Genomic DNA, 24,500 nt, shown 5'->3' with positions numbered 1-24,500 from the left:
GTATATGTCAATAGTATTTAAATGTTTTAATTTATCAAGATGCTAAAATTCGCCTAAAATTCTAATTTTTTCTATATTATCATAATATTTTTTTATGTAAACTGCAAATTTACACTTTGTATATAAATGATATTTTATGTAAATTATTTATACTTATCATTTCACTATACGAATTAATATTTAGTTTAACAATATAGAAAAATATTTTATTATACTTGATATTATATTTTTTTATAGTAAAATATCTTAAGTTTTTTAACAGATGTCGATATTTTAAAGAATAGTTTAAAAATATTCGGAGATAACAATGAAAAAAGTTATTGCATTTTTATTGATGCTATATTTCCCTCTATTTTCTCAAAATAGCATAACATTCCCAGATTATATAGAAGATTTGCAAAATAAATCTCCTAAAAAATCTATAGAGTGGTTTAAGAAAAATTCTTATTCTGATGAATATGGTGTAAATGAATATGTATTTGATTTTTATAGGGGAGTAAGCAGATATTTATCATTTGTAAAATTTGGAAGTGCCAGAACAGAAGTTAATAGAGCAGCAAGTGATTTTAGAAAGGCTTTAGAACTTCCTAATGACCCTGTATATTCTTATAATGATAGAGCTTTCCTATATTTAGGCGGAATACTTACTATATTACCGGGAGACAAAGAACTTCCATCAAGAATATTTAAATACTATGCTGATAATTGTACAACTTCAAATCCGCACTATCCTACTGCAATATATTGGAGTATGTATTTAAGCTATATTACCCCAATGGTTTATGAAAGCTATTATGAAACTTTGAATATACTGTCAAAAAATCCAAATAATAAAATATATGACTATTTTTCAGGTGAAAATAAAACTATAAATGAAATGATGAAAAAATTACAATCTCCTGAAAATATGACTCAGAAAGTTTATGAATGGACTACTTCCAATATGGATGTTTACACATTAATCAAAAACTCTATTCCTATACTTCCGGAAGAAGAAGGACTTTCTGTATTTACTGCACAGGAATTCGATACTTTTGAAAGATATTCTCCTTCTAAAAATATTGATGAAATAGAAAAAGAAATAGAAAAAAATGAAGATGCTGAAATGGATTTAGTACAAACTGAAATAGAACCGGAAGAAAAAGAGGAACTCGACGAGCTTCAGGATATAGCTAAAAGCGAAATAACTCCTGAATATCCTTCAAATAGAAAAATAAATTCAATAGAAAAAGAAATAGTAGATGAAATAGTTATAGATGATCCTGAAACTGTTGAATATAAAACTAATATACTAAGAGGAACAAAGGAGCAAAAAGATATTCCAGAGCCTACAAATATAGAAACTATAAATGAAACTTTATATCCATTAACTATATTGATAGATAAAAATCCTAATAATGGTCCTATAAATATTGATATAGAAGATTATTCGTTTAATACTGAAGTTTCTACTAATTTTGTTATAGAGGTTTCTGAAGGAATGTATGAAGCTTACATATCTTTTGCTGATAAATTATATACTAATACAGTAAAAGTTGAAAAGGATAAATATAATCTATTTTCTATAATAATAGAAGATCATAATACAGAAAATGATATAAACGAGCTAAAAGAGGAGATAAAAGAAGAATTAATTAAAGAAGAAAATAAAAAAGAAGATGTTTCTTTAACTGTAGGCAAAGAAAATACTCCTGCTAACAAATATGATGGAAACGCTGAAAATACAAGAAACATAATAAGAGAAGTATTATCAAGACCCGCTAAAGTGGCAACAGAATGGTTTAATACAAATCCTTATAATGAATATATGGGTATCTCAGTAGAAGAATATACATACTATAGAGGAGTTGCATATTATTCAAGATTTTTAAATGAAGGAAGAATATCATCTGAATTTGCTGCTCAGGCTAAATCAGATTTAACATTTGCTTACAATAAAAAAGACAATTCTAATCTCTTAATGAGAACAAGACTTTATTTAGCTGCTGTTAATCTATTTGCTTATAATAATTTATATGAAGCTGATAAATTGTTTGCCGAAGTAGGTTCTTCTTTAACTGAAGATCATAGATATTATCCTACTGTTATTTATTGGAGAAGCAGAATAGGTACGGCAGATGATGCTAAATTAGCTGAATTTTCAAAAATACTTTCATCAAAACCTGCAAATACTCAAATATTGGACTATTCATCTACAATGTTTAAAGATTTGTCAGCTATGCCTTCTTATGAAGAAAGAATAACAGGAATTAGAGCAGTTAGGAATTCAAAACCTATATATGATCCGCCAAATAATGTATATAAAGCAGGAAGCAGCAAAACTCAGGAAGTTTTAAATTAAAAAATAAAATAATTAGGATTAGTGAATATGTTGGAGATAAAAAAACCTAGAGGTACAAATGATTTTTTCTATGATTCTTCTAAAAGGCTTGAATATATAGAAAATAAAATAAAAAATATAGTAAAACTTTACGGATACGGCAGAATAAGAACGCCTTTATTTGAGTATACAGATCTTTTTACAAGAGGTATAGGCGAGGGTACTGATATTGTAGGAAAAGAGATGTTTACATTTGAAGATAGAGGAGGAAGATCCCTTACATTGAGACCGGAGGGCACTGCTTCTGTGGCTCGTGCTTATGTTGAAAACTCTATGCAAAATGAGTTTGCTATAAATAAATTATTTTATTTGGGAACTATGTATAGAGCAGAGCGTCCTCAAAAGGGAAGATATAGAGAATTTAATCAGTTTGGAGTTGAGTGCATAGGGAATTCATCTCCTTTGATAGATGCTGAGATTATACTTCTTAATATAAATGTATTAAAAGAATTTGGTATTAATAATGTGAACCTTTTAATAAATACTGTAGGCTGTTCTAAGTGTAAGCCATCTTATAATAATGCATTAAAAGAGGCTATTGGAAGCAGAAAAGATGAGCTTTGCGAAACATGTCAAAAAAGATATGAAGGTAATATATTAAGAATATTGGACTGCAAAAATGAAAAGTGTAAAGAAACAATAAAAGATATACCAAAATTCTATGATTATGTATGTGATGAGTGTAAAGAGCATTTTGATAAATTATGTGAAGAACTTACAAGAATAGGACAGCAATTTACTGTTGATAGTATGCTTGTAAGAGGACTTGATTATTACACAAAAACTGCTTTTGAAGTTCAAACAAATGCTTTAGGCGCTCAAAGTGCTATACTTGGCGGCGGAAGATATGATAATCTCATAGGAATATTTAATAATGGAAAAGATGTTCCTGCTGTAGGAAGTGCTATGGGTATTGAAAGGCTTTTACTTGTACTAGAAAATCAGAATAATATTATAACTGATAGACTTGACGCTTTTATTGTGGCATTCAAAGAAACTGAAAATGAAGTTTTAAAAGTAATGCAGTCTTTAAGGGCTAATAATATAAGCTGTGATTATGATTTTGCTGTTAAATCCATTAAAAGTCAATTCAAATCTGCTAACAAAAGAAATGCTAAATATGCTGTTGTTCTTGGAGAAGATGAATTTAAAAGAGGAATGTGCAAATTAAAAAATATGGATAGCGGAGAAGAAAAAGAAATATCTATAAATGATATACATACAAATATAGAAAAATAATTATATAACATAAAATGAGAAAATTATGAAAAAGCTATTTATTATATTAATTATTCTTGCTGCTGTGGTATCTGCTTCATCCGTAGCATTTATTCAGTATATGATTAGCCCTGTAGGCGGAGATGATGAAAAAGTATACTTTGAAATAAAACAAGGTGAGGGTGCTTCTACAATAGCTAAAAAATTAGAGCTTCAGGGTCTTATTAGAAATTCTAAAATATTCATAGCATTTGCAAAATATCTAAAATATGACAGAAAACTTTTAAGCGGATATTATGAAGTTAATAGAAATATGAGTATGATAGACATTATGAAGCATCTTAATAGCGGAAAACAAGCTATGGTAAGACTTACTATTGCCGAGGGAAAAAATATTTATGAGATAGGTACTTATCTTGAAGCTCAAGGCTTTACTACCAAAAAAGAATTTTTAGAAGTTTGCCATGACAAAGAAATATTACAAAAATACAATATTCCTTCTGACAGTGTTGAAGGCTATATATTTCCATCTACATATTATATAGTTAAAGGAAATCCTACTAAAGTATTAGTTACTTATATGATAGATTCGCTTTTCAAACAATTTCCTGACTTAGAGGAAAGAGCAAAAAAAATTGGCAGGAATGTACATGAAGTGCTTACTATGGCATCAATAGTAGAAAAAGAGATGGGACCTTTAGATGACCCTAAACTTATATCTTCGGTGTACTATAACAGATTAAATATTGATAAAAGACTAGAGGCCGACCCTACAACAATATATGCTATGACATTAGTAAAAGGTGATTATATAGAAAAACCAAATCTTAAATATGCTGACCTTCGCATGGAGCATCCTTATAACACATATAAAAACACAGGTCTTCCTCCGGGTCCTATATGTTCATCTGGTGCTAAGGCTATAGAGGCTGCATTAGATCCGGCTGATACCGATTATATTTTCTTTGTTGCTGATGGAACAGGAAAGCATGCTTTTTCAGTTACTTATGAAGAACATGTAGAAAATATTAATAGATATATTTTTAAAAGATAAGTTATTAATTTTTTTAAAAGGGACTTATATATAAGCCCCTTTTTTTCAATTATTTTCTTTTATCGTCAACTAAACCCATTAAATTTCTTACTTCATACAATGTTTTTTCAGCCACTTCAGAAGCATTTTTTGCTCCTTGTTTAAGTACATCATAAACATAATCTTTATCATTAGAATATTTATTGATATTTTCTCTTATAGGCATCAATTCATTATTAATGTTTTTGGCAAGCATTCTTTTACATTGTACACATCCTATAGAGGCATTTTTACAGCCTTCACATATTTCTTTTTGCTCTTCTTCGCTTGAAAATATTTTATGATAACTGTAAACATTACATATATCAGGATTACCGGCATCAGTTTTAAGCTTTCTATTTGTATCTGTCATAGCTTTCTGCATTATCAATTTTTCTGTTTCTTCAGCAGTTAAAGATAATGCTATATGATTATTCAAAGACTTACTCATTTTATTTTGTCCGTCTAAACCCAATATTCTTAATACTTTTCCATGATAAGTATTAGGCTCTTTAAAATATTCACCGTATCTATTATTAAACTTTCTCACTATCATTCTAGTAAGCTCTACATGCTGTTGCTGATCTTCTCCAACAGGCACTATATCTGGGTGATAAAGTAAAATATCAGCAGCCATTAAAGAAGGGTAGGTTAATAATGCTGCATTAATGTTTTCAGCATTCTTTCTTGATTTATCCTTATACTGAGTCATTCTTTCAAGTTCTGCTACAGGTATAATAGAATTAAATATCCAAGCAAGTTCTGTATGTGCCCTCACATCAGATTGTACGAATATAGAACATTTATTGGGATCAAGACCGCATGCTAAATATTCAATAGCAGCTTCTATTATTCTTTTTTGCATTTGAGAAACATCATATTCAATAGTTATAGCATGATAATCAACAATACAAAAAAATCCATAATAATCATTAAGTATATCAACCCAATTCTTTAAAGCCCCAAGATAATTACCAATATGAAGAGAACCTGTCGGCTGTATCCCGCTTAACATAACTTTTTTTGACATATTTTAATCTCCATTTAATTTTTTATTATTTCTAGCAGGTAAGTGCCTTACTTAAATAAATTAAATCACCTGCCTGTATCAGCTCAAACTAATTTTTTATTATTTTTAATAAAAATTCTAATATTATAGAATATTTTTATTCCGCTTTAATACTAGCTATTAAGAAACCTTCCTCATTTGCTTTCAAATCACTCACATTAATATATATGAGCCTTTTATCTTCTGTTTCTATTAATAATTTTTTATTTAAAGGATTTAATTCCTTTATAAAAGCAGGTACATTATTAAATACTAATTTGGTTCCTACTTTAGGCAAATCTTTTTTAAGAGAACAATAAGCTTTATATTCATGAGCAAGACAGCACATAAGTCTTCCGCATTGTCCTGATATTTTCATTGTATTTAAAAGCATACCCTGTTCTTTTGCCATTTTTATAGTTATAGTTTCAAATTTTCCTTTTATTACTTTACAGCATAATTCTCTTCCGCATATTCCGCATCCGCCTATAGACCTAGCCTCATCTCTTACGCCTATTTGTCTTAATTCTATTCTAGTTTTGAAATGTGCTGCAAGATCCTTAACTAATTCTCTAAAATCTATTCTCTCCTCAGCTATAAATTCAAATAAAAGTTTAGCTCTGTCCAAAAAATAATAAGAGCTTATTAATTTTAAATCTAAATTATGATTACTTACTTTCTCTTTGCATATCTTAAAAGCTTCAGCTGCATCTTCCATATTAATTTTATATTGTTCTAAATCTTTTTCATCTGCTATTCTTAAAATATTAAATATTTTATTTTTATTATTTTTAGTTTTTATGTTATTATTTTCTTCCTTAGCAGCAATATCTTTTAATTCTTCAGATATCTCCTCTTCAGTTTCATTTTCTTCTTGTATATCTTCATTATTTTCTGATGAATTATCAGAATTTGTATTATTATCCTCTTCCAATAAGTCTGAATCTATATCCTCAAAATTTAGTACATGTCCTATTTCTATTCCTTCATCTGTTTCTATAACACAGGCATCTTTTACTTTTATATTTTCTATATGCAAATGTTCAAATTTCCCTATATTGGAGCCTCTGAACTTTATATAAGCTATATTTTTTACCATTTATATAATATCTCCGCTTAATTACAATAAATTATAATATTTAAAGTTACTATATTTTATTTTTAAGTTGATATTATTGCAAGTATTATTTTTAATAATAATGTAAAAAATATCAATTATTAGACTCTAAAATTAGTTGCTAAATATTTCATATAGTATATGATATAATCTTAATAATATATATGCAGTTCATTATGAAATTATTTTTATTATTTCCATTATTTTTTTTTATGATATCATGTTTAACTGCACCGGAAATTTATTTAAACAATAATGCTTCATATTGGAAAGAATATGTAGCTAATAAATCATCATCAGATATTTATCAAAATATTTATAAATTTGATAAAAATGCCAACTTGGATTATATTGTATATGGTTATAAATCAAAAATAAAATATAAATTATTTCTGATGAAAGATCCAGATGAAGCATTTTATTATAAAAACTCTACATTAAAAAGTTATATTATAGAAAGTCTGCCATCACTCAATTTATATGAAGATGCTTTAAAAAAAAATGATTATTCTACACTATATATGAATTATTATTTTAATAGTACATTTTCTGACAGAAGTATTTATTTGCCTATAGGTTTAGCATTCAAATCAGGTAATTTATATATAGCAAAAACTTATGGAGAAGATTATAAAGACAGATTATCTCATTGGCTTAGAAAAAATGGTTACGGAATGGGTAAAGAATGGATACCGGCTATAAATGTAGATTGGAATTCATATCCTATACCTATGGAGCATGAAATTGATTGGAATAATTTAGAAATTATAGGCAGATTATTCTAATATAAGTATTAAATGTATTATTAGTTTTATTATATAGTTATAATATGCTAGTAATAATATAATAATATAGTTATTTTTTTCCATTTATATTTTTTATTTATTCATTAAAATTATATATATAAATTAGGAGAATGTATATGGAGAAAAGTGCTGTTTATGTTGATATACAAAATAAATATCACAAATCAAAAAAAATAGGGGAGCTATACTCTGCAATATCTCATGGAATAGGTGCTTTGCTTGGAATTGCTGGACTTGTTCTCATGCTTATCAAAATAAAAATGAATCCTATACCAATAATTATTTATGGAGTTGGAATAATATTTTTGTATACATTCAGTTCTTTATATCATTTCTTTCCTGACGGCAATGTCAAACAGATATTCAGAAAATTCGATCATATAGGAATATATGTGTTTATTGCTTCCACTTATACTCCTGTTTGTATATTTTCACTGCCAAAAAATATAGGCATACCAATATTATCAGTTATATGGTCTTGTGCTTCAATAGGAATATTATCTAATACGGTAATAAAATATAAAAATATAGTTTTGAGGCTTATTTTATATATATTGATGGGTTGGATAATTATATTTGCTTTCAAACCTTTAATGAACAGATTTTATATTATGCATTTAAATTGGCTTATATGGGGAGGAATATTCTATACTATAGGAGCTTTTCTATATGCTTTGGGTAAAAAATGCAATGATAAAACTAAGCAATTTACTCATGATATTTTCCATATATTTGTATTAATGGGATCTTTTTCTCATTATTGGTTTTTATATAGTTATGTTATAAATTAATGTCTTTACTTTTTTAAGTTTTTCTATATTATATTTATCATAATAATATAAGAGGTTATTATGGTTAAAGTTATTGATATAGAAGAATTTTTAAAATTGGCAAATTATGATGAATTACCTATCATAGATGTACGCTCTCCGATAGAATATAATCATGCCCATATTCCAAATGCCTATAATGTATACTTATTTAATGATAAAGAAAGAAAAGATGTAGGAACTATATATAAACAAATAGGAAGAAAAGAAGCCATATTAAAAGGATTAGAGTATGTATCTGTTAGAATGACTGATATATTAAAATCTATAGATGAAATAGCAAAAAAATATAATTCTAGCAATAAAATACTTATGCACTGTTTTAGAGGAGGAATGAGAAGCGAATCTACTGCTTGGCTTTGTTCAAATTATGGATATGATGTTTATATTCTTAAAGGCGGATATAAAAGATATAGAAACTATGTGCTGGCTTCATTTGAAAGAGATTATAAAATATATTTGCTTACAGGAAGAACAGGAAGCGGAAAAACATTGATATTAAATAAATTAAAAGATATGGGCTATAATGTAATAGATTTAGAAAAAATAGCAAAACATAAAGGTTCAGCATTTGGCTGGATAAATGAGGGAGAACAGCCATCTCAGGAACAATTTGAAAATAACTTATCTTATGAACTATTAAAGTATGACATTGATTCTACAATTTGGTTTGAAGATGAAAGCCTGCTTATAGGCAGAAGGGCAATACCTAAATCTTTATTTAATAAGATGAGAGAAGCTAAAAAAATCATATATTTAGATATACCAAAGGAATACCGAGCTGAATATATAGTTAATACATACGGAAAATATGATATTGAAGATCTTAAAGAATCTATTATAAAGATAAGAAAGCGATTAGGAGGAGAAAGATTAAAAGAATCTTTAGAGCTGCTTAATAATGGAAAGATATATGAATGCGTACTTAATATGCTTTATTATTATGATAGGGCATACAGACTTAGTATAGATGAAAATAAAGTAGTATCCATAAAATGTGAAGATAATAATTTTGATAATATAATACAAGAAATATTTAAAGAAATTTAAAATGTTAAAATAAAAAAGCGATAGAAAATTACTATCGCTTTTTTATTATTATTTAATAAAGATTAAAATGATTCAAATCCATCAGAAGTATCTTTAGAAGTATCAAATGTATTTCCAAATTCATTGTCTTTTACTGTTTTAGCAGGCATTTGAGGCATTTTTTCTTCATGATGTTTTTTAATAGGGCTTTTTAACTCTGGTTTTGAAGGTTTAAAAGCAGAACTTGATTTTGATGATGCAGGTTTATTTTCTTGAACTGCTTTTGCATCTGTAGTTGGAGAAGATTTTTTTCTTTCTACTTTTGTTATATTCCTCTTAGTATTAGCGCCTCTTAATTTGAAGAATTCCATAGCAGTTACCAATTCTTCAGCTTGTGAGAATAAAGCTTCAGAAGCAGCAGTAGATTCCTCTACTAAAGCAGCATTTTGCTGAGTAGTCATATCCATTTGAGTAATAGCTATATTAACTTGATCAACACCAGCCTGCTGTTCCATAGCAGTAGAACTTAAATCCTGCATAATTTTTGCAGTTTCTTCTATTTGAGTTCTCAAATTTTGGAATATTTCTTTAGATTCTCTTGCAGTCTCTGTAGCAGCAGCAATTTTTTCCTCAGAATCTGCAACTAAAGTAGTAATATCTTTAACAGAAGTTTGAGTAGTTTGTGCTAAGTTTCTAACCTCAGAAGCAACAACCGCAAAACCTCTTCCTTGTTCTCCAGCTCTTGCCGCTTCTACTGCAGCGTTAAGTGCAAGTATATTAGTTTGGAATGCTATATCTTCAATTATTTTAGTAATAGCACTAATTTTAGAACTTGATTCATATACTGCTTCAATATTCTGAGTACTTTCTTCTATAATTCTGCCAGCCTCTTCAATAGCTTTTTTAGAACTAATCATCATATTATTACCTTCTAAAGTATGTTCAGCAGAAGATTTTATTGTAGAAGCTATTTCTTCCATAGAAGAAGCTGTTTCTTCAAGTCCTGAAGCCTGATTTTCAGTTCTATTTGATAAATCTATATTACCTTGTGCCACTTCATTAGCAGATGCTTTTACAGTATAGGCACTGTCATATACTATTTTTACTTTTTCATTTAATTGATCCAAAATATTTATTAAAGCAACAGCAATTTCGCCAAACTCATCTTTTCTATTTTCAAATCCCGGAGGAGTAGACCAACTAAGATCCCCTTTTGAAAGTATAGTTAAGTCGGCAGCAAGAAGGTGTAATATGTTAGTTATTCTGCTTATATAGAATACTATAACTATAGAAGCTATAATAAGTATTACTATTGTACCTATAACAGCATATCTTTTCATAGCATTTATATGAGCAAACAACTCATCAGATTCTATACTCATAACAACAGACCAGCCTGATACAGGTTCTCTATAAAAAGTAGCTATAGAGTCTTTACCATTAAAAGGAGATTTAAACTCATAATATCCAGATTCATTTTCAACAGCATATTTTATATAATCAGCATTTCTTAAAACTTCACTTCTAACATGCGAAGGTACTGGGTCAGCTATAACCCATCTTTCAGGATCTACAATAAATGGGTGTCCTGTATTTCCAAATTTAACAAGATTCAATTCTTTATCTATAAATGCCAGCCAATCTATCATTGTTGATATTGCACCAACTACATTTCCTGATGCATTTTTTACAGGTGAGAAAATCTTTACTACATATTTAGTATTATCAGCAGGTGAAAGATCTACTGAAGAAAGAACAGCAGACTGACCTGACATAACCTTTTGCCATACTCCTGTTCCGGCAAAATTTCTTGTAGTTGAAGAATTAACAACCTTACCATCTAAACTATCAGATACAACATTTCCATTGGCATCTAATACAACAATACCTTGTATATTACTATTATTTGCCACAACATTTTTAAGACTTGCTTCAAGAAGAGTCCTATTTTCCGGAGTTCTATCTTGAAGGAATGTTATTAATTGAGGATACCCTCTACTTATGGCTTCAGATGTATATATTGACTGTTCTAGCCATACATTTATCATTCTAGAATATACCTTGGTAGTAGATTCAAAACCAAATATGGCAGAACTTCTAATACCTTGAGAACCTATTCTAATAAGAAGTGTAACCAATATAATTGTCATTACAGTAACAAGCAACATTACAAAAAATGGTATTTTTACTTTCAAGGATTGCAATTTTCTCACTTTCAAACTCCAACATTATTTTACGAATATATTATAATACATATATATAATAACAATATTTTTTCTGAAGTCAAGATATATTTTTCATATATCGTAATAATTATCGTATATTTTTTATATATTTTTATCAATCAATAGGAATTATGCAATTTTTTATTGATTTTTTTTATTTTCAGCTTCGCTATTTCTTAAATAAAGAGGGAGTAAATTGAAAATATTATCAAAGTTATTGGACTTTATTCTTGGCATTGATAATTTTATACTATTAGAAGCTCTTATTATATTGAAAGATTTATCCAAGTTATTTATTTTATAGTCTTTTAAATTTTCTTTAAAATAATCTTGATTTTTATAAAATCCATCTCCGCATAAAGTAATATTTTTACCTGAACTTTTAATAGAATTAATTATATCTATAAATTGCTGATAGGTGAGGTCGGTATTTTCTGCTATTTTTTCATCATTATTGTATATATTAGCATAGATACTGCCTTTTCTAGCATCTATCATAGCAGCTTTTATACCTTCTTTTTCAGAAATATTTTTATATAAAGTTTCTAAACTTGAAATTCCAACTATAGGAATATTTCTAGTATAGCAAATTGTTTTTACTGTTGCAAATGCTATTCTCAATGCAGTAAAAGATCCAGGACCAATACCAAGTACAATACAATCTATTTTATCCAATGGGAAATTATTTACTTTTAGAAAGTTATCTAAAACAGGCAGTATTTCCTCATTATGATTTCTAACATCTTCTTTATTGTATTCTATTATTGAACCATCTTCTTTTTGAATAGCTATAGAAAAGCTAGTAGATACTGTATCGAATGCTAGTATATTCATGACATTAAATCTAATACTAAACCTTTAAGTCTCATAACCTTATTGGCTATGGCTATATGGTTTTTCTGCTCTGTCATAATTAATTTATATAATGAATCAAGTTCTTCATTAATTTTTGAAACAACCTGATATTCACGTCCTCTTCTCATATATGATGATACTATTCTTATTCTGTATGCATCTTTTACTAATTTGTCTGTTAATGATCTTATCAAATCTCTAAATTTTTGAAAATCTTTTATATTGGCACTTTTTTCTAGCATGTTTCCAGCATCGTATATTTGTCTTTTTAATTCATCTAATTCATAAGAGTATCTTTTTATTTCTTTTTCTTCTTCAAGCATTGTTGCAAATGGAGATGATGATACCGCTACTTTCATAGAGGAAGCCATTGAAGCATCTTGTGAAGTCATAAGTATACTGTTTAAATTCATCTCTCTGTTTCTTCTGTCTTGAACTCTCATTTATTTTTCTCCATAATTTATTTCTAATATATTATGTTAACTTAACATGAATCAGATAAAATTTCAATATATAATAAATCGTATTTTTATAATTTTGCTTTACTATTTTATTTATCATTAATATATGTATTACTATATAGTATTTTAATAAAATTCTACTTTATTGAAAAAAAAAGAAAAAGATTTATAATAAGGCAAGTTATTTATTTGCGGACATTTTATTATGAACAAAGATGAAATTTTAAAAAGATATAATTTGATAGAAGATAATATTAACAGAGCAAAAGAAAAGTATAATATAAATTATGATGTAACTTTAGTAGCAGTAAGTAAATATTCTTCTATTGAAACAATAAAAGAGTTCTTATCATTAAATATAGACTTGCCATTAGGAGAGAGTAAGGCACAGAGTTTGAGGGATAGGGTAGGTGAGGTAGGTAAAATAAAAAACAATGTAAAATGGCACTTTATAGGACGTATACAAAGCAATAAAGTAAAATACATAGTAAAATATGCGGATTTAATACAGAGTGTAGATTCTATAGAGATAGCAGAATGTATAAATAAAGAAGCATTAAAAAATAATAAAATACAAAATATACTGCTTCAGTTTAATATAAGCGATGAAAGCCAGAAGGGCGGATTTACAGCAGATGAATATATAGGGGTATATGAGAATATTATAAAAATGAGTAATGTATCAGTAAAAGGATTAATGGCAATAGGAAAAGATACTGAAGATACTAATATTATAGAAGAAGAATTTGAAAAACTTAACATAATATATAAAGAAATAAATAAAAAATATGATAATACTTTATCGATTCTTTCAATGGGTATGTCATCGGACTATGAGTTAGCCATAAAGCATGGTTCAAATATGGTTAGAATAGGCAGCAGCTTTTTAGGCAATTCCTAAAGTTTTTTAAAATAAAAAAATCAAAAATGATGTCATTAAGTTAGGCTATGGGATAATACTAAAATATTTTAATAATAAAATTTTACTAAGCATTATTACAAGTATCATAAGCAAAACAAACTATATTAACATAATACACATAAAAAATATATGCCTGAAATAAATAATGGTATATGCATTATTATATATTAGTCTTGTTTCAAAAGTACTTTAACACGAAATTTTCATAATTTATCAATTATAAAAATAATGTTTTAAAATCTATTCCATTTTTAACAACACACACTATAAATATTTATACTATCTATAATGACATAATATAATTATACTAAAATTACTATAAAATAATAATGAGGAAAATATTACGTTTGAATAATAAAAATCAATATCACTGAAAACGTCTTGGTCTGTCTATTGTTATTAAATAATTCCAAACATAGTAAAATATAGTATCTTTTGTAGTAAAGTTTTCTACAGCTTCATCTTTTTTTAGTTTTATCATATTATTAGAGAAAGCCTCATCTTTTTCTAATTCTTCTATTTTTAAGGATAATTCATCTGTATGTGCCTTTACCTTAGACATAAGTTCTACGGGAAGATTTCTTTCATAGTCTTTACTTGTTAAAGTTTCTAGAGCATATTCTATCTTGTCTGGTGTGATCCTTGCTGATATTTCTTGTTCTCTTTGAGATTCTGTATTTAGTATATTTTCAGTCCAAGTATTGAACTCATTAATCCATTCTTTATACATATTACCGTATTTATCAGATTCTAAAGTATAATCATTCCTTATATCAGTTGGAAGTATATTGAGGAAATTATTATATCTTTTTTCCATAGCGTATATAGATCCGCCGTCATTTTTGCATGATATAATTATTAAACTTAATATTAAAAAAAGTGTTATTTTTTTCATTAGTGCATATCCGTAATTTTATTTTTCTTTATTAATGATAGATTATACTATAATATATAAAAAAGTTCAATTGTTAATGAAAATTGCTTGTATAAATATTATGTATTGACTTTTTAATTTTTTTATTTATAAAAACATAATCTATATCTATTGCCATAATGATAGCTTTATTATCAATATCATAATAAAGTCTATAAAAAATAACATGCTTAAGTTAACATAATATACATTATCGGAATATAAATTTATTCTTTTTACAACTTACAGCTTTTATCATTGATATTGAATATCCAAAACTTTATACCATATAATAATAAATATAATAATCATCAGCTATACTTTAAATATTTCTCAATTCTACTACTGCCTTTATTTATTATTAATAACTATTCATTTAGCATAGATTTATTTTTTCCTTTCTTCTTACTTAGAGTCATTGTTTATAGTAATGACTAAATTATCACACATACACAAGACTTTTATTAATTATTTAATAATTATAACAGCTTATTTTTATTAGACTTGTTTCAAAACTACTTGACAAGATTACATATGAAAATTTCGTAATTTTATAATTTATAAAATAATGTTTGATATGTTTTATAAATTATTGTTTTAGTATATAAATATGCAGTCTTTCGCCGCAGGCGTACTTCATATGCTTCTCGCCGAAGGCGTACTTCGTATGTGCCACACCGAAGGCGGACAGGCGTCACAAAAGAAGTGGGGTTTGGCACGACTGTGTGCTTCGCAGCAAAGCCCCAACTATAATCAAAAAAATATTAAATTAAAAAACTATAAATATTAAAAATTTGAGTTTTGAAACAAGTCTATTATATAAATCATTATAAAGACTTAATAATTACCATATTACTATATATTATTTGCAGCTTTATTTTATAGCTTATATTTTCTATTTTACCAATAATATATTATACTTGTCTCAAAACGCATATTTAGATAAAATTACTGTAAATAAAATTATATTCTATATTTCTAATATTAACCGTTACTAACTGTATGAATTTACAAAATTGCAGTAGCTATAATTTGGTTTTGAATATTAGACTTTCTTAAAATTTATTATTTTATATTAAATCGATAATATTAATTATTGTATATAAATCCTCAGTCCTTTGCCTAGCATAATAACGCAAAGTAAGGCATGCTCACCGTATAAAACAACTTGGACTCGGATGAATTGTTATAAGCAAAGCCGCATTATAAATTTTCAATACTATAATTATCATAAATAATATTAAAATAGTTTTGAAACATGCCTATTCTTATCTTGAAATAATACTATATTAATATACTTATTTCAAAATTAATTTTATTTATAATTTAGGAAAGTATTCCCCTACCCACTTCGCGTACAATACAAAAATTATTATAAAAATTAGACCGCTATTTATTAAACAGCAGCCTAATTTTATGAAATATTATTAATATTTATTTTTTAGATTTAGCTTTCATAACTTCTTCAGATGTTAATACTTTATCTATATAAATTTTATTATATTCAAAATAATCAAAGTCAAACATTTTGCTTTTTGATAATGATGATGCAGAAGAAGAAAGATTTCTTGCATTAATCCATATAACATCATTATAATATCATTAGTATTAACTTCCCCTGAACTACTAACAGAATTAAAATTTCCATTCCATGCCAAATAAATATTATTTTGAAAATCCAAAACTTATGTTTTAACTTGCTGATTATTCAAATCATATTCATCGGCGTCATAAATAATAAATCCTCCAGGTGCCAAAGGCAATCCTTTACTAGTATCTGTTAAATAATAATTTTTTAATGAAAATATATTTGCTAAGCATTATAATATATATTTACTAAAATTCAATAATATTAATACAAGTAAGTAAAAATTCTCTAGTTTGGTATTAAAATTTCGATATTAATAACACTATATAGGAATATTTTAAATTAATTATAAAAGGCAATATTTATATGAAAGGCAAGCGTATAATAATAATAGGTGCTGGTTTATTGCAAGTACCTGCAATACAAATAGCTCAGGAAATGGGACTTTACACAATAGTTTTTGATTATAATAAAGATGCACATGGAATGAAAATAGCTGATTATCCTATGGTAGTTTCTACTAGAGATGTTGATGGAAGTGTAAGAGCGGCTAGAGATTTAAGTCAGAAAATGGAAATACATGGAGTTATAACTGTAGGTACTGATGCTTCTTCTACTGTTGCTGCAGTTGCCAATGCTTTAGGACTTCCTGGAAATAGATTTGAAGATGCTTATGCTGCGTCAAATAAAATAAGAATGCGTGAAAGATTCAAAAAGAACAATGTACCTCAGCCGAATTTCTTTCCTGTATGGAATTATGAAGAAGCTATGGAGGCATATAAGCATTTAAATACTCCTGTTGTTGTTAAGCCTGCTGATAATATGGGGGCCCGCGGTGTAATGAAAGTATCAAGTGAAAGCGATATATTAGCGGCATTTAACAGAGCTAAAAGTGCTTCGCCTTCGGGGGAAGTAATAGTAGAAGAGTTTATGGACGGTCCGGAACTATCTATTGATATGCTTATATATAATGATGAGATATATGTTACAGGAGTTGCTGATAGAATAATAGAGTTTCCTCCATTTTTCATAGAAACCGGTCATATTATGCCTTCAGCATTAGAAAAAGAAAAGATAGATGATGCTATAAATGTAATGAAAGCTGGTATAAAAGCATTAAATTTGAAAATTGGAGCCGCTAAAGGTGATATTAAAGTAACAAAAAATGGTGCTATGGTTGGAGAAATTGCGGCAAGATTATCCGGCGGATTTATGAGTGCCTATACCTACCCTCTTTCTACAGGTGTTAATCTAATAAAAAATGCAATAGAAATAGCATTAGGAAATCCCCCAAGCGATTTAAAACCTAAATGGGATAAAGTTTCCGTTGAAAAAGCATTTCTTCCTGGTACAGGAATAATAGAATCTATTGAAGGGGTTGAAAATGCTAAAAAAATAGAAGGTGTTAAAGAAGTATTTATAAAAACAAAAACAGGAGATATATTAGTAACACCTACAAATAACTTGGAAAAAGCAGGTAATGTTATAACTGTAGGAAAAACAAGAGATGAGGCTGTAGCAATAGCAAATAAAGCTATAAATGCTGTTCATTTCAAACTTACAGATGAAAAAAGTATAACAGTAGAAGAAATAAAAAGAATAGCTCAGGAAAAATTAGCATCAAAACATAATGCAGATTACTTATTTGAAGATAATATAGATGAAAAAACAGGACTTTCAAATTATTCATTTAATCCAAGTATTATACATGAAGAAAAAGAAGTTAAATTAGAAACTACATTATTTAATACTCATGTTTCTCAGCCTGTAATTATAGATACAATACATAATTTAACTGAAGTAATAGACGGCATAATGGATATAAGAGAATATTATGAAACTGTAATGGATAGTGCGTCTAATTGCGAAGTATTGGCTATATTAAATGATTTTAATAATGAAGAATTATTTGAATTATCTGTAAAAACTGTAAAAGATAAAAAAAGAGGTATTATTATGATTGATGGTAATAATACCCAAGATGTTTTACTTCAAAGATTAAGAGAATCTGAAAAAAATGGTGCTTGTGCTGTTGGAATAGATTTCTCATATTGTTATAATATTAACTCCAATAATAAGATACATATAAGAAGCGAAAAAGAATTGTCAAAATTGATAAAAGAAATAGATATACCTGTAATAATTAAAGGGATATCTAATGAAAATGATATACATCATATTAATTCAGCACATGCAAATGCTGTATATTTTTCAAATAATAATAGGTATGCATTAAAAGGTATGGAAAAAGTTGCCGATACTATTAATAGAGTAGCATGTAATTTGCATAATAGTCATAAAATGCAGTTATTATGGCTTACTGAATCTCCTAGATATGGGGCTGATGTATTTAAATATTTTATGTTAGGAGCTAATGCAGTTGCTATAACAGAAGAAAGTTTTATTTCGGCTATAAGTAAAGGCAGAAAAGGACTTGAATATGCTATCTATTCTAATAAGATAGAATTAGAAAAAATGATGAAAGTATTTGCTCAGCCTAAACTTAAATTTAATAATGCAATATGGCGAAAAAATTAGGAACTATTTATGGAAGATAAACAAATAAACTTATCTAAATCATATATATACGGCTTTTTTGCCGCTATGATATGCACTTTGATATATAGTGCTGTAATTATACCTATATACATATTATTGATATCACCTAATATTCAGAATTTTTTTGTTTACTTATTGTATACTCTTGATGTTTGGGTATGGATATGGATTGGAATATCAATATTATATGCTTTCATTATAGTATTAATGCAGCCTACTAAAAGTTATACGGGTATTTCTAAAACAATAGAAAATTTACTTTTTTTTCTTGTTACTTCCGTCATACTGATATTATCTATTAGTTATGTTCCGGAAATACAAAAATTATTGTATAAAAGAGATTATACTTTTTACAGCAGTATATTAGCTATAGGGTTGTTTTTTATATCTATACAGTTATCATATAATTTGAAAAAACTTATTATATTTATGTATAAAACTATATTATATAATTTAGGCTACAGTATAGAAGATGATATAATACAAGATGATGAAAATAGCGATTATGAAGTTGTTAAAATGGATAAATCAGAATATGAAATATTTTCAAGCACTATCAAAAATATAATCGCATTTTCACAAAGATATAAACATGCTATAGGTATTATAGGTTTTAAAATATCAAATGAAAGCTATATAAGAGAAGAATATGGAAATACTGCTTATAAAAAATTAGAAGATGAACTTATAAAAGCGATAAAGAAAAATGCAAGAATAGGTGAAAATCAATGCATGCTTTATGAAGGTATTATATATTCTGTAATTTTTGCAAATGAAGAAGAGGCTTGGAAAGCTACAAAAAGATATTTTAAGGCATTGAAAAATTATAATTTTGAATACAATGATGAATCTATAGATATTAATGTATCTATAGCTGTAAGCGGATTTGATTTTTCTCATAATATGTCAAATAAGATTTCTGTATTTGTTATTAAAGACAATATGATGAAAAAAATCAAAGATGCTTTAAATGAATCAGAAGAAACTGGAAGTCCAGTTATATATTATGAATAAAAGGGATAAGAACCGTGGAAGCTTCATTAATTGTAATATTAGTATTAATTGTTTTATTAGGTTTTGCCACTCAATATGTTATAAAGAGCGGCTCATACCCTATTAAACTGAAAAAAATTGTTCAGGCTTATAATGAACAAAACTATGATGTAGCCATGCGGGAGATTAATACTTTAGACCCTAAATATAAAAAAGATGCTAATATATTATGGATGACTGCTAATATGTACTATAAACAACAGCAATATATATTGGCTATGGCAGCCCTTCAAAATATGATAGACGGAGCTTATTTTACAAAAGAATTAACAGAATTGAATGTAAGAGAGTTTTTAGCAAAAATATATGAACAAACAGGAAACAGTAAAAAAGCTATAGATGAATATGATATGATTACTAAAATTAGGGATCAGGATTATGATTCATTATATAAAGCAGGACTTGTATGCTATAACTATGAAGAATGGGTTCAGGCACAAAAATATTTATCATTAGCTGCGGCACAAAATGACAGCAATCCTCAGTTATTATATATGTTGGCATTTTGTTTTTATAAAATTCGTTCATATCATGCTGCTCAGCAAAATATAGAAAAGGCTATTTCTTTAGATAATACAAACCCTCAATACCATTTGCTTTTAGGTGAAATATTATCTTCAAGCAGAGACTTCCAAAATGCAATAAAAGAATTAGAAATAGCTTATGAAAGTAATGAAGTATCTGATAAGGATACTATATCTTTGAATCTTGCTAATTCTTATTATGAAATTGGAAATTTCAGTAAAGCAAGAGAATATTACGGACAAGTTTTAACTAAAGAAAATATACCAAATGAAAAAGTTGTAGATGAAAGATATAGATATGCTGAAACTTTGGTAAAAAATAAGCAGTTTGAAGCGGCTGTTAAACAATGGGAAATAATTAAATCTGTAAGAAATATATACTTGGATGTAGATCAAAAATTAAAAACTTACAGTTCTATTATTGCTAATAATGCATTCAGAACTGCATTAGAAATGGATATTATAGAATATCTTGAAAAATACTTCTATAGAATATTAACATTAAACGGATATGTAGTTACAGATCATACTAAAAAATCTGACACATTAGTATTCTTTGTAACTATTAAGAAATTTGGTTCTGAAGGACAGTCATATAAGAGTACATTTGCATTAGACACTTCTGGATATCCTATGCGTCAGGATACAGTGGATCAGTTTATGGAATATGCAAGACAATACAAAAGTGCTCACTCTTTCTTGATAAGTATAGGAGATTTCGCACCTAACTTGAAAGTAGATGATACTGTAATGATTATTGAACCTGAAAGATTTGAAGCTATCATTGAAGGTGTTATATCATTCAGCGATTAAGAAATTAATAACTCATTTATTATACTCATTAAAGAAAAAAGGTTATGATATAATTCATAACCTTTTTTGTTTTTATAAAAATAAAACGGATTACTATTAAAAAATAATAATCCGCTTAATTTTTTATTTTAAGGTATTATTTAATTATAAACCTAATGAAACAATTACAAAGTTTTTGATAGTTGCTTGAGAACCTGCTTCTTTAGAGATTTCATCTATCAAGCTTTTAATAGTGATTTTGTTGTCAGTAAATAATTTTTGATCTATAAGAACGCTTTCAGAATACCAAGAATTCATTTTACCATCAACAATTTTTTCTATCATGTTTTCAGGCTTACCAGCATCTCTTACTTGTTTTTCAAAGATTTCTTTCTGTTCTTTAACAGCATTAGGATCTATTCCTTCCCTATTCAAAGCTAGAGGTTTTTCACTAGCAACATGCATAGCTATTTGATCTGCTATTTCCTGACATTTGCCTTTAGGTTTAACATCAAATTCTACTATAGCAACAAGTTTATTATTGAAGTGAGCATAAGTACCGAAGAATCCATCTGTTTTCATAACTTTAGCTTCAGCAAGTACAGTTTTTTCACCCCATTTTTGTATGCCTTCATTTATCATACCTTGAATAGTGTCGCCATTAGAAGCTTTGGCATTTAGAACTGTTTCTACAGATACATCATCTAAACCCATAGCAGTGTTAGCAATTTCTTTAGCTAAATTGATGAATAATTCATTTTTAGCAACAAAGTCAGTTTCACATTGAAGTTCTATACAAGCAGCTTTAGTTCTATCATCATTAATGCAAAAACCTATAGAACCCTCTTTAACAGTACGTTCATTTTTTTTAGCAGCAACAGCCGCACCTTTTTCTTTAAGAAGGCGAATAGCTTTATCCATATCGCCGTCAGTTTCCTGAAGAGCTTTTTTACAGTCCATTATACCTACACCGGTACGCTCTCTAAGCTCTTTAATAGTATCCATACTAATATTTGCCATCAATTTTTTCCTTTTATATTAAATATTTTATTATTAACAAATTATATTAATTATTCATCATCTTCCTGAGAAACACCATATTTTTCAGCAACAGCCTCAGCAGCTTCTGTAGCACTATTATCATAAACTTCTTCAGCAGGCTCTTCAGAAGAACTGTCATGCTTAGCTAATGTTTCTTTTCCTGCTTCATTCTGACCTTCTATAACAGCAGAAGCAACAACACCTGCAAATAAACTTATAGCTCTTATAGCATCATCATTTCCAGGTATAGGATAGTCTATAACTTCAGGGTTACAGTTAGTATCAACAACAGCAACAACAGGTATTCCTAATTTTCTAGCTTCGCTTACAGCAATAGCTTCCTGCATTGGATCTATTACAAAAAGCATATCTGGTAAGTTTTCCATATCTTTAATACCAGCAAAGTTTTTTTCTAATCTTTCTTTTTCTTTAAGAAGCAAAATAACCTCTTTTTTAGGAAGTTTATCAAAAGTACCGTCAACTTCTTCTTTTTCTATTTTTTTAAGTCTGGCAATACTTTTTTTGATAGTAGCAAAGTTTGTAAGCATACCTCCTAACCAGCGGTTATTAACATAATACATATCACATTTTTCAGCAGCTTCTTTTATGCTTTGAGAGGCTTGTTTTTTAGTACCAACGAAAAGAACATTTCCGCCGTTTCTAGCCATTTCTTTTACTGCTTCATGAGCTTTTTTAACATAAGTTAAAGTTTTCATAAGGTCAATGATATAAATATCATTTCTCTCTTGGAAAATAAAAGGTTTCATTCTAGGATCCCATTTTCTAGTTGGGTGTCCGAAATGTACGCCTGCCTCTAAAAGGTCTTTCATAACTGGTAATGACATAACATATCCTTTAAAATAAAAATAGAGTACCGATTAAGGCACCCTATCCATAAATTTCATATATAAACATTAGCAGTATAAAAATCATAATGCTTTGATTACTAAATTAAGTAACAATGTCTTTTTTATATTCTATATTTTTAGAAATTATAAAATAATTTAAGAACATTTTGCTATTATGGAAAAGTTTACCAATATAATCGGCTTACCATATATTACCATAATATAAAAAAAAGTCAATTATAAATATCAATTATTTCTAAAAAATAAAGCTGCACATCCCAAAACTCCGGCATCATTTCCTAAAGAAGCAGGTTTTATTTCAACATTGTTAACCATCATTCTAAGCCCATAATTTCTAACACCTTTATTAATATGCTCTATCATCATATCAAAATCTTTACAAAGTCCGCCGCCTATAAGAACCAAATCCAAATCAAGCATATTCAAAGCCTGTGCTATAGACATGCCCAAATAATAAGAACATTCATCAATAGTTTCTTTAGCAAGTTCATCGCCTTTTTTTGCAGCATCAAATAAAGCTTTAGCCTTACCTTTATCTAATTCTTCATAAGTTAAAGTTGTAGGAATAACACCTTTATGAATTTTCTGCTTAGCCATAGCAATAAATCCTGTAGCAGATGCATATCTTTCTATACAGCCGCTTGAACCGCAATTACATTTATCACCGTCAGGAACTACAAATACATGACCGATCTCACCAGCTCCGCCCAAAGAACCTGTAAATAATTGCCCGTTAAGTACAAATCCTCCTCCAACTCCTGTTCCAAGAGTAATAAACATTACAGACTGATAAGCCTTTTCTTTACCGCTTCCATATTTTGCCTCTCCCAAAGCAGCCATACTAGCATCGTTAGCTGTTCTTGTAGGCAAATTAAATTTATCTCCAATATCTGAAAATTTTAATCCTTTAAGTCCCGGTATATTTTCAGCTCCTCCCATATGAAGTGTTTCTCTATTCATAACACCAGGACAGTCTATTCCTAAACCCACTGCTTTATAATCATTAGGCATATTGCTTTTTAATTTTTCAACAAATTCTGTAATAACATTTTTATGTTCCTCTGTTGTATGACTAGGATTTACATCAAAATTATCTTTATATAAAATATTGCCGTTTTCCTCTATAACAGCTCCTTTCATAGATGTTCCGCCAATATCTATAGCTATAACTGCTTCTTTCATAATTTAAAACTCCTAG

General features: G+C 27.8%; 19 protein-coding genes. 10 read left to right on the top strand and 9 right to left on the bottom strand.

Annotation, left to right across the window (positions count from 1 at the left end; all coding sequences use genetic code 11):
* Positions 1-307: 307 nt before the first annotated feature.
* From A966_RS10075 to mltG, 3 genes are read left to right on the top strand one after another with little or no spacing between them, the layout of a single operon-like run.
* A complete protein-coding gene (locus A966_RS10075; RefSeq protein ID WP_008725195.1) occupies positions 308-2,341 on the top strand; it encodes a PDDEXK family nuclease in 2,034 nt (677 codons plus the stop codon).
* 27 nt (positions 2,342-2,368) lie between these two features.
* Positions 2,369-3,619 (top strand): histidine--tRNA ligase, encoded by a 1,251-nt coding sequence (hisS, locus tag A966_RS10070; protein ID WP_008725193.1) that lies wholly within the window; start codon positions 2,369-2,371, stop codon positions 3,617-3,619.
* A 25-nt stretch (positions 3,620-3,644) separates the two neighbouring features.
* On the top strand, positions 3,645-4,652 hold the full coding sequence (mltG, locus tag A966_RS10065; RefSeq protein WP_008725192.1) for an endolytic transglycosylase MltG: 1,008 nt from the start codon (positions 3,645-3,647) through the stop codon (positions 4,650-4,652).
* A gap of 49 nt (positions 4,653-4,701) precedes the next feature.
* On the opposite strand, the gene trpS is transcribed toward mltG, so the two are convergent.
* Entirely contained in the window at positions 4,702-5,700 is a 999-nt protein-coding gene (gene trpS, locus A966_RS10060) for a tryptophan--tRNA ligase (protein ID WP_008725191.1), read from the bottom strand.
* Between the two features lie 136 nt (positions 5,701-5,836).
* Positions 5,837-6,817, bottom strand: a complete 981-nt coding sequence (locus A966_RS10055; RefSeq protein WP_008725190.1) for a PSP1 domain-containing protein — start codon at positions 6,815-6,817, stop codon at positions 5,837-5,839.
* A 194-nt stretch (positions 6,818-7,011) separates the two neighbouring features.
* Between A966_RS10055 and A966_RS10050 the strand changes: the two genes are divergently transcribed.
* From A966_RS10050 to mnmH, 3 genes are all read left to right on the top strand, one after another.
* Positions 7,012-7,620 carry a hypothetical protein gene (locus A966_RS10050; protein WP_008725189.1) on the top strand — a complete coding sequence of 203 codons (609 nt, stop codon included), beginning with the start codon at positions 7,012-7,014 and terminating at the stop codon, positions 7,618-7,620.
* A gap of 137 nt (positions 7,621-7,757) precedes the next feature.
* Complete coding sequence (gene trhA, locus A966_RS10045) at positions 7,758-8,432, top strand: PAQR family membrane homeostasis protein TrhA (RefSeq protein ID WP_008725188.1); 675 nt, start codon at positions 7,758-7,760, stop codon at positions 8,430-8,432.
* A 60-nt stretch (positions 8,433-8,492) separates the two neighbouring features.
* Positions 8,493-9,521: a tRNA 2-selenouridine(34) synthase MnmH gene (gene mnmH / locus A966_RS10040; RefSeq protein ID WP_008725187.1), complete on the top strand. Its 1,029-nt coding sequence runs from the start codon at positions 8,493-8,495 to the stop codon at positions 9,519-9,521.
* Between the two features lie 62 nt (positions 9,522-9,583).
* Here mnmH and A966_RS10035 read toward each other — a convergent pair whose 3' ends face one another.
* The 3 genes from A966_RS10035 to A966_RS10025 all read right to left on the bottom strand — a co-directional run bounded on the left by A966_RS10035 (position 9,584) and on the right by A966_RS10025 (position 13,023).
* Positions 9,584-11,713 carry a methyl-accepting chemotaxis protein gene (locus tag A966_RS10035; protein ID WP_008725186.1) on the bottom strand — a complete coding sequence of 710 codons (2,130 nt, stop codon included), beginning with the start codon at positions 11,711-11,713 and terminating at the stop codon, positions 9,584-9,586.
* 153 nt (positions 11,714-11,866) lie between these two features.
* The gene (gene tsaB / locus A966_RS10030; RefSeq protein WP_008725185.1) at positions 11,867-12,559 is read right to left on the bottom strand and encodes a tRNA (adenosine(37)-N6)-threonylcarbamoyltransferase complex dimerization subunit type 1 TsaB; all 693 of its coding nucleotides are present in this window, start codon (positions 12,557-12,559) and stop codon (positions 11,867-11,869) included.
* Entirely contained in the window at positions 12,556-13,023 is a 468-nt protein-coding gene (locus A966_RS10025; RefSeq protein ID WP_008725184.1) for a YaaR family protein, read from the bottom strand. The genes tsaB and A966_RS10025 overlap by 4 nt, the downstream gene beginning before the upstream one ends.
* A gap of 223 nt (positions 13,024-13,246) precedes the next feature.
* On the opposite strand from A966_RS10025, the gene A966_RS10020 reads away from it, so the two are divergent.
* Positions 13,247-13,942 carry a YggS family pyridoxal phosphate-dependent enzyme gene (locus A966_RS10020; protein WP_008725183.1) on the top strand — a complete coding sequence of 232 codons (696 nt, stop codon included), beginning with the start codon at positions 13,247-13,249 and terminating at the stop codon, positions 13,940-13,942.
* Between the two features lie 388 nt (positions 13,943-14,330).
* Here the strand turns inward: A966_RS10020 and A966_RS10015 are convergent, their stop codons facing one another.
* Positions 14,331-14,858 (bottom strand): hypothetical protein, encoded by a 528-nt coding sequence (locus A966_RS10015; RefSeq protein ID WP_008725182.1) that lies wholly within the window; start codon positions 14,856-14,858, stop codon positions 14,331-14,333.
* Between the two features lie 1,972 nt (positions 14,859-16,830).
* On the opposite strand from A966_RS10015, the gene A966_RS10010 reads away from it, so the two are divergent.
* From A966_RS10010 to A966_RS10000, 3 genes are read left to right on the top strand one after another with little or no spacing between them, the layout of a single operon-like run.
* Positions 16,831-19,002, top strand: coding sequence for an alpha-hydroxy-acid oxidizing protein (locus tag A966_RS10010; protein WP_008725181.1), 2,172 nt, complete (start codon positions 16,831-16,833; stop codon positions 19,000-19,002).
* Between the two features lie 9 nt (positions 19,003-19,011).
* Positions 19,012-20,037 carry a hypothetical protein gene (locus A966_RS10005; protein WP_008725179.1) on the top strand — a complete coding sequence of 342 codons (1,026 nt, stop codon included), beginning with the start codon at positions 19,012-19,014 and terminating at the stop codon, positions 20,035-20,037.
* Positions 20,038-20,051: 14 nt separating this feature from the next.
* Complete coding sequence (locus A966_RS10000; protein WP_008725177.1) at positions 20,052-21,413, top strand: tetratricopeptide repeat protein; 1,362 nt, start codon at positions 20,052-20,054, stop codon at positions 21,411-21,413.
* Positions 21,414-21,557: 144 nt separating this feature from the next.
* Here A966_RS10000 and tsf read toward each other — a convergent pair whose 3' ends face one another.
* The 3 genes from tsf to A966_RS09985 form a co-directional block, all read right to left on the bottom strand.
* Positions 21,558-22,412, bottom strand: a complete 855-nt coding sequence (gene tsf, locus A966_RS09995; protein ID WP_008725175.1) for a translation elongation factor Ts — start codon at positions 22,410-22,412, stop codon at positions 21,558-21,560.
* 50 nt (positions 22,413-22,462) lie between these two features.
* On the bottom strand, positions 22,463-23,278 hold the full coding sequence (rpsB, locus tag A966_RS09990; RefSeq protein ID WP_008725173.1) for a 30S ribosomal protein S2: 816 nt from the start codon (positions 23,276-23,278) through the stop codon (positions 22,463-22,465).
* Positions 23,279-23,527: 249 nt separating this feature from the next.
* Positions 23,528-24,484, bottom strand: coding sequence for an ROK family protein (locus tag A966_RS09985; RefSeq protein WP_008725170.1), 957 nt, complete (start codon positions 24,482-24,484; stop codon positions 23,528-23,530).
* Positions 24,485-24,500: the final 16 nt, after the last annotated feature.

Origin of the sequence: Brachyspira hampsonii 30446 (assembly GCF_000316195.1) — a bacterium.
Taxonomy (GTDB): Bacteria; Spirochaetota; Brachyspiria; order Brachyspirales; family Brachyspiraceae; genus Brachyspira; species Brachyspira hampsonii_C.
The sequence above is the reverse complement of the archived record's forward strand: the minus strand, read 5'-3'. Positions and strand labels throughout refer to the sequence as shown.

Coding starts and splice junctions, on each gene's coding strand:
- A966_RS09985 (WP_008725170.1), bottom strand. CDS start 24,484: ATGAAAGAAGCAGTTATAGCTATAGATATTGGCGGAACATCTATGAAA.
- A966_RS10050 (WP_008725189.1), top strand. CDS start 7,012: ATGAAATTATTTTTATTATTTCCATTATTTTTTTTTATGATATCATGT.
- tsf (WP_008725175.1), bottom strand. CDS start 22,412: ATGGCAAATATTAGTATGGATACTATTAAAGAGCTTAGAGAGCGTACC.
- trhA (WP_008725188.1), top strand. CDS start 7,758: ATGGAGAAAAGTGCTGTTTATGTTGATATACAAAATAAATATCACAAA.
- A966_RS10015 (WP_008725182.1), bottom strand. CDS start 14,858: ATGAAAAAAATAACACTTTTTTTAATATTAAGTTTAATAATTATATCA.
- mnmH (WP_008725187.1), top strand. CDS start 8,493: ATGGTTAAAGTTATTGATATAGAAGAATTTTTAAAATTGGCAAATTAT.
- A966_RS10025 (WP_008725184.1), bottom strand. CDS start 13,023: ATGAGAGTTCAAGACAGAAGAAACAGAGAGATGAATTTAAACAGTATA.
- trpS (WP_008725191.1), bottom strand. CDS start 5,700: ATGTCAAAAAAAGTTATGTTAAGCGGGATACAGCCGACAGGTTCTCTT.
- mltG (WP_008725192.1), top strand. CDS start 3,645: ATGAAAAAGCTATTTATTATATTAATTATTCTTGCTGCTGTGGTATCT.
- A966_RS10020 (WP_008725183.1), top strand. CDS start 13,247: ATGAACAAAGATGAAATTTTAAAAAGATATAATTTGATAGAAGATAAT.
- rpsB (WP_008725173.1), bottom strand. CDS start 23,278: ATGTCATTACCAGTTATGAAAGACCTTTTAGAGGCAGGCGTACATTTC.
- A966_RS10055 (WP_008725190.1), bottom strand. CDS start 6,817: ATGGTAAAAAATATAGCTTATATAAAGTTCAGAGGCTCCAATATAGGG.
- A966_RS10010 (WP_008725181.1), top strand. CDS start 16,831: ATGAAAGGCAAGCGTATAATAATAATAGGTGCTGGTTTATTGCAAGTA.
- tsaB (WP_008725185.1), bottom strand. CDS start 12,559: ATGAATATACTAGCATTCGATACAGTATCTACTAGCTTTTCTATAGCT.
- A966_RS10005 (WP_008725179.1), top strand. CDS start 19,012: ATGGAAGATAAACAAATAAACTTATCTAAATCATATATATACGGCTTT.
- A966_RS10075 (WP_008725195.1), top strand. CDS start 308: ATGAAAAAAGTTATTGCATTTTTATTGATGCTATATTTCCCTCTATTT.
- hisS (WP_008725193.1), top strand. CDS start 2,369: ATGTTGGAGATAAAAAAACCTAGAGGTACAAATGATTTTTTCTATGAT.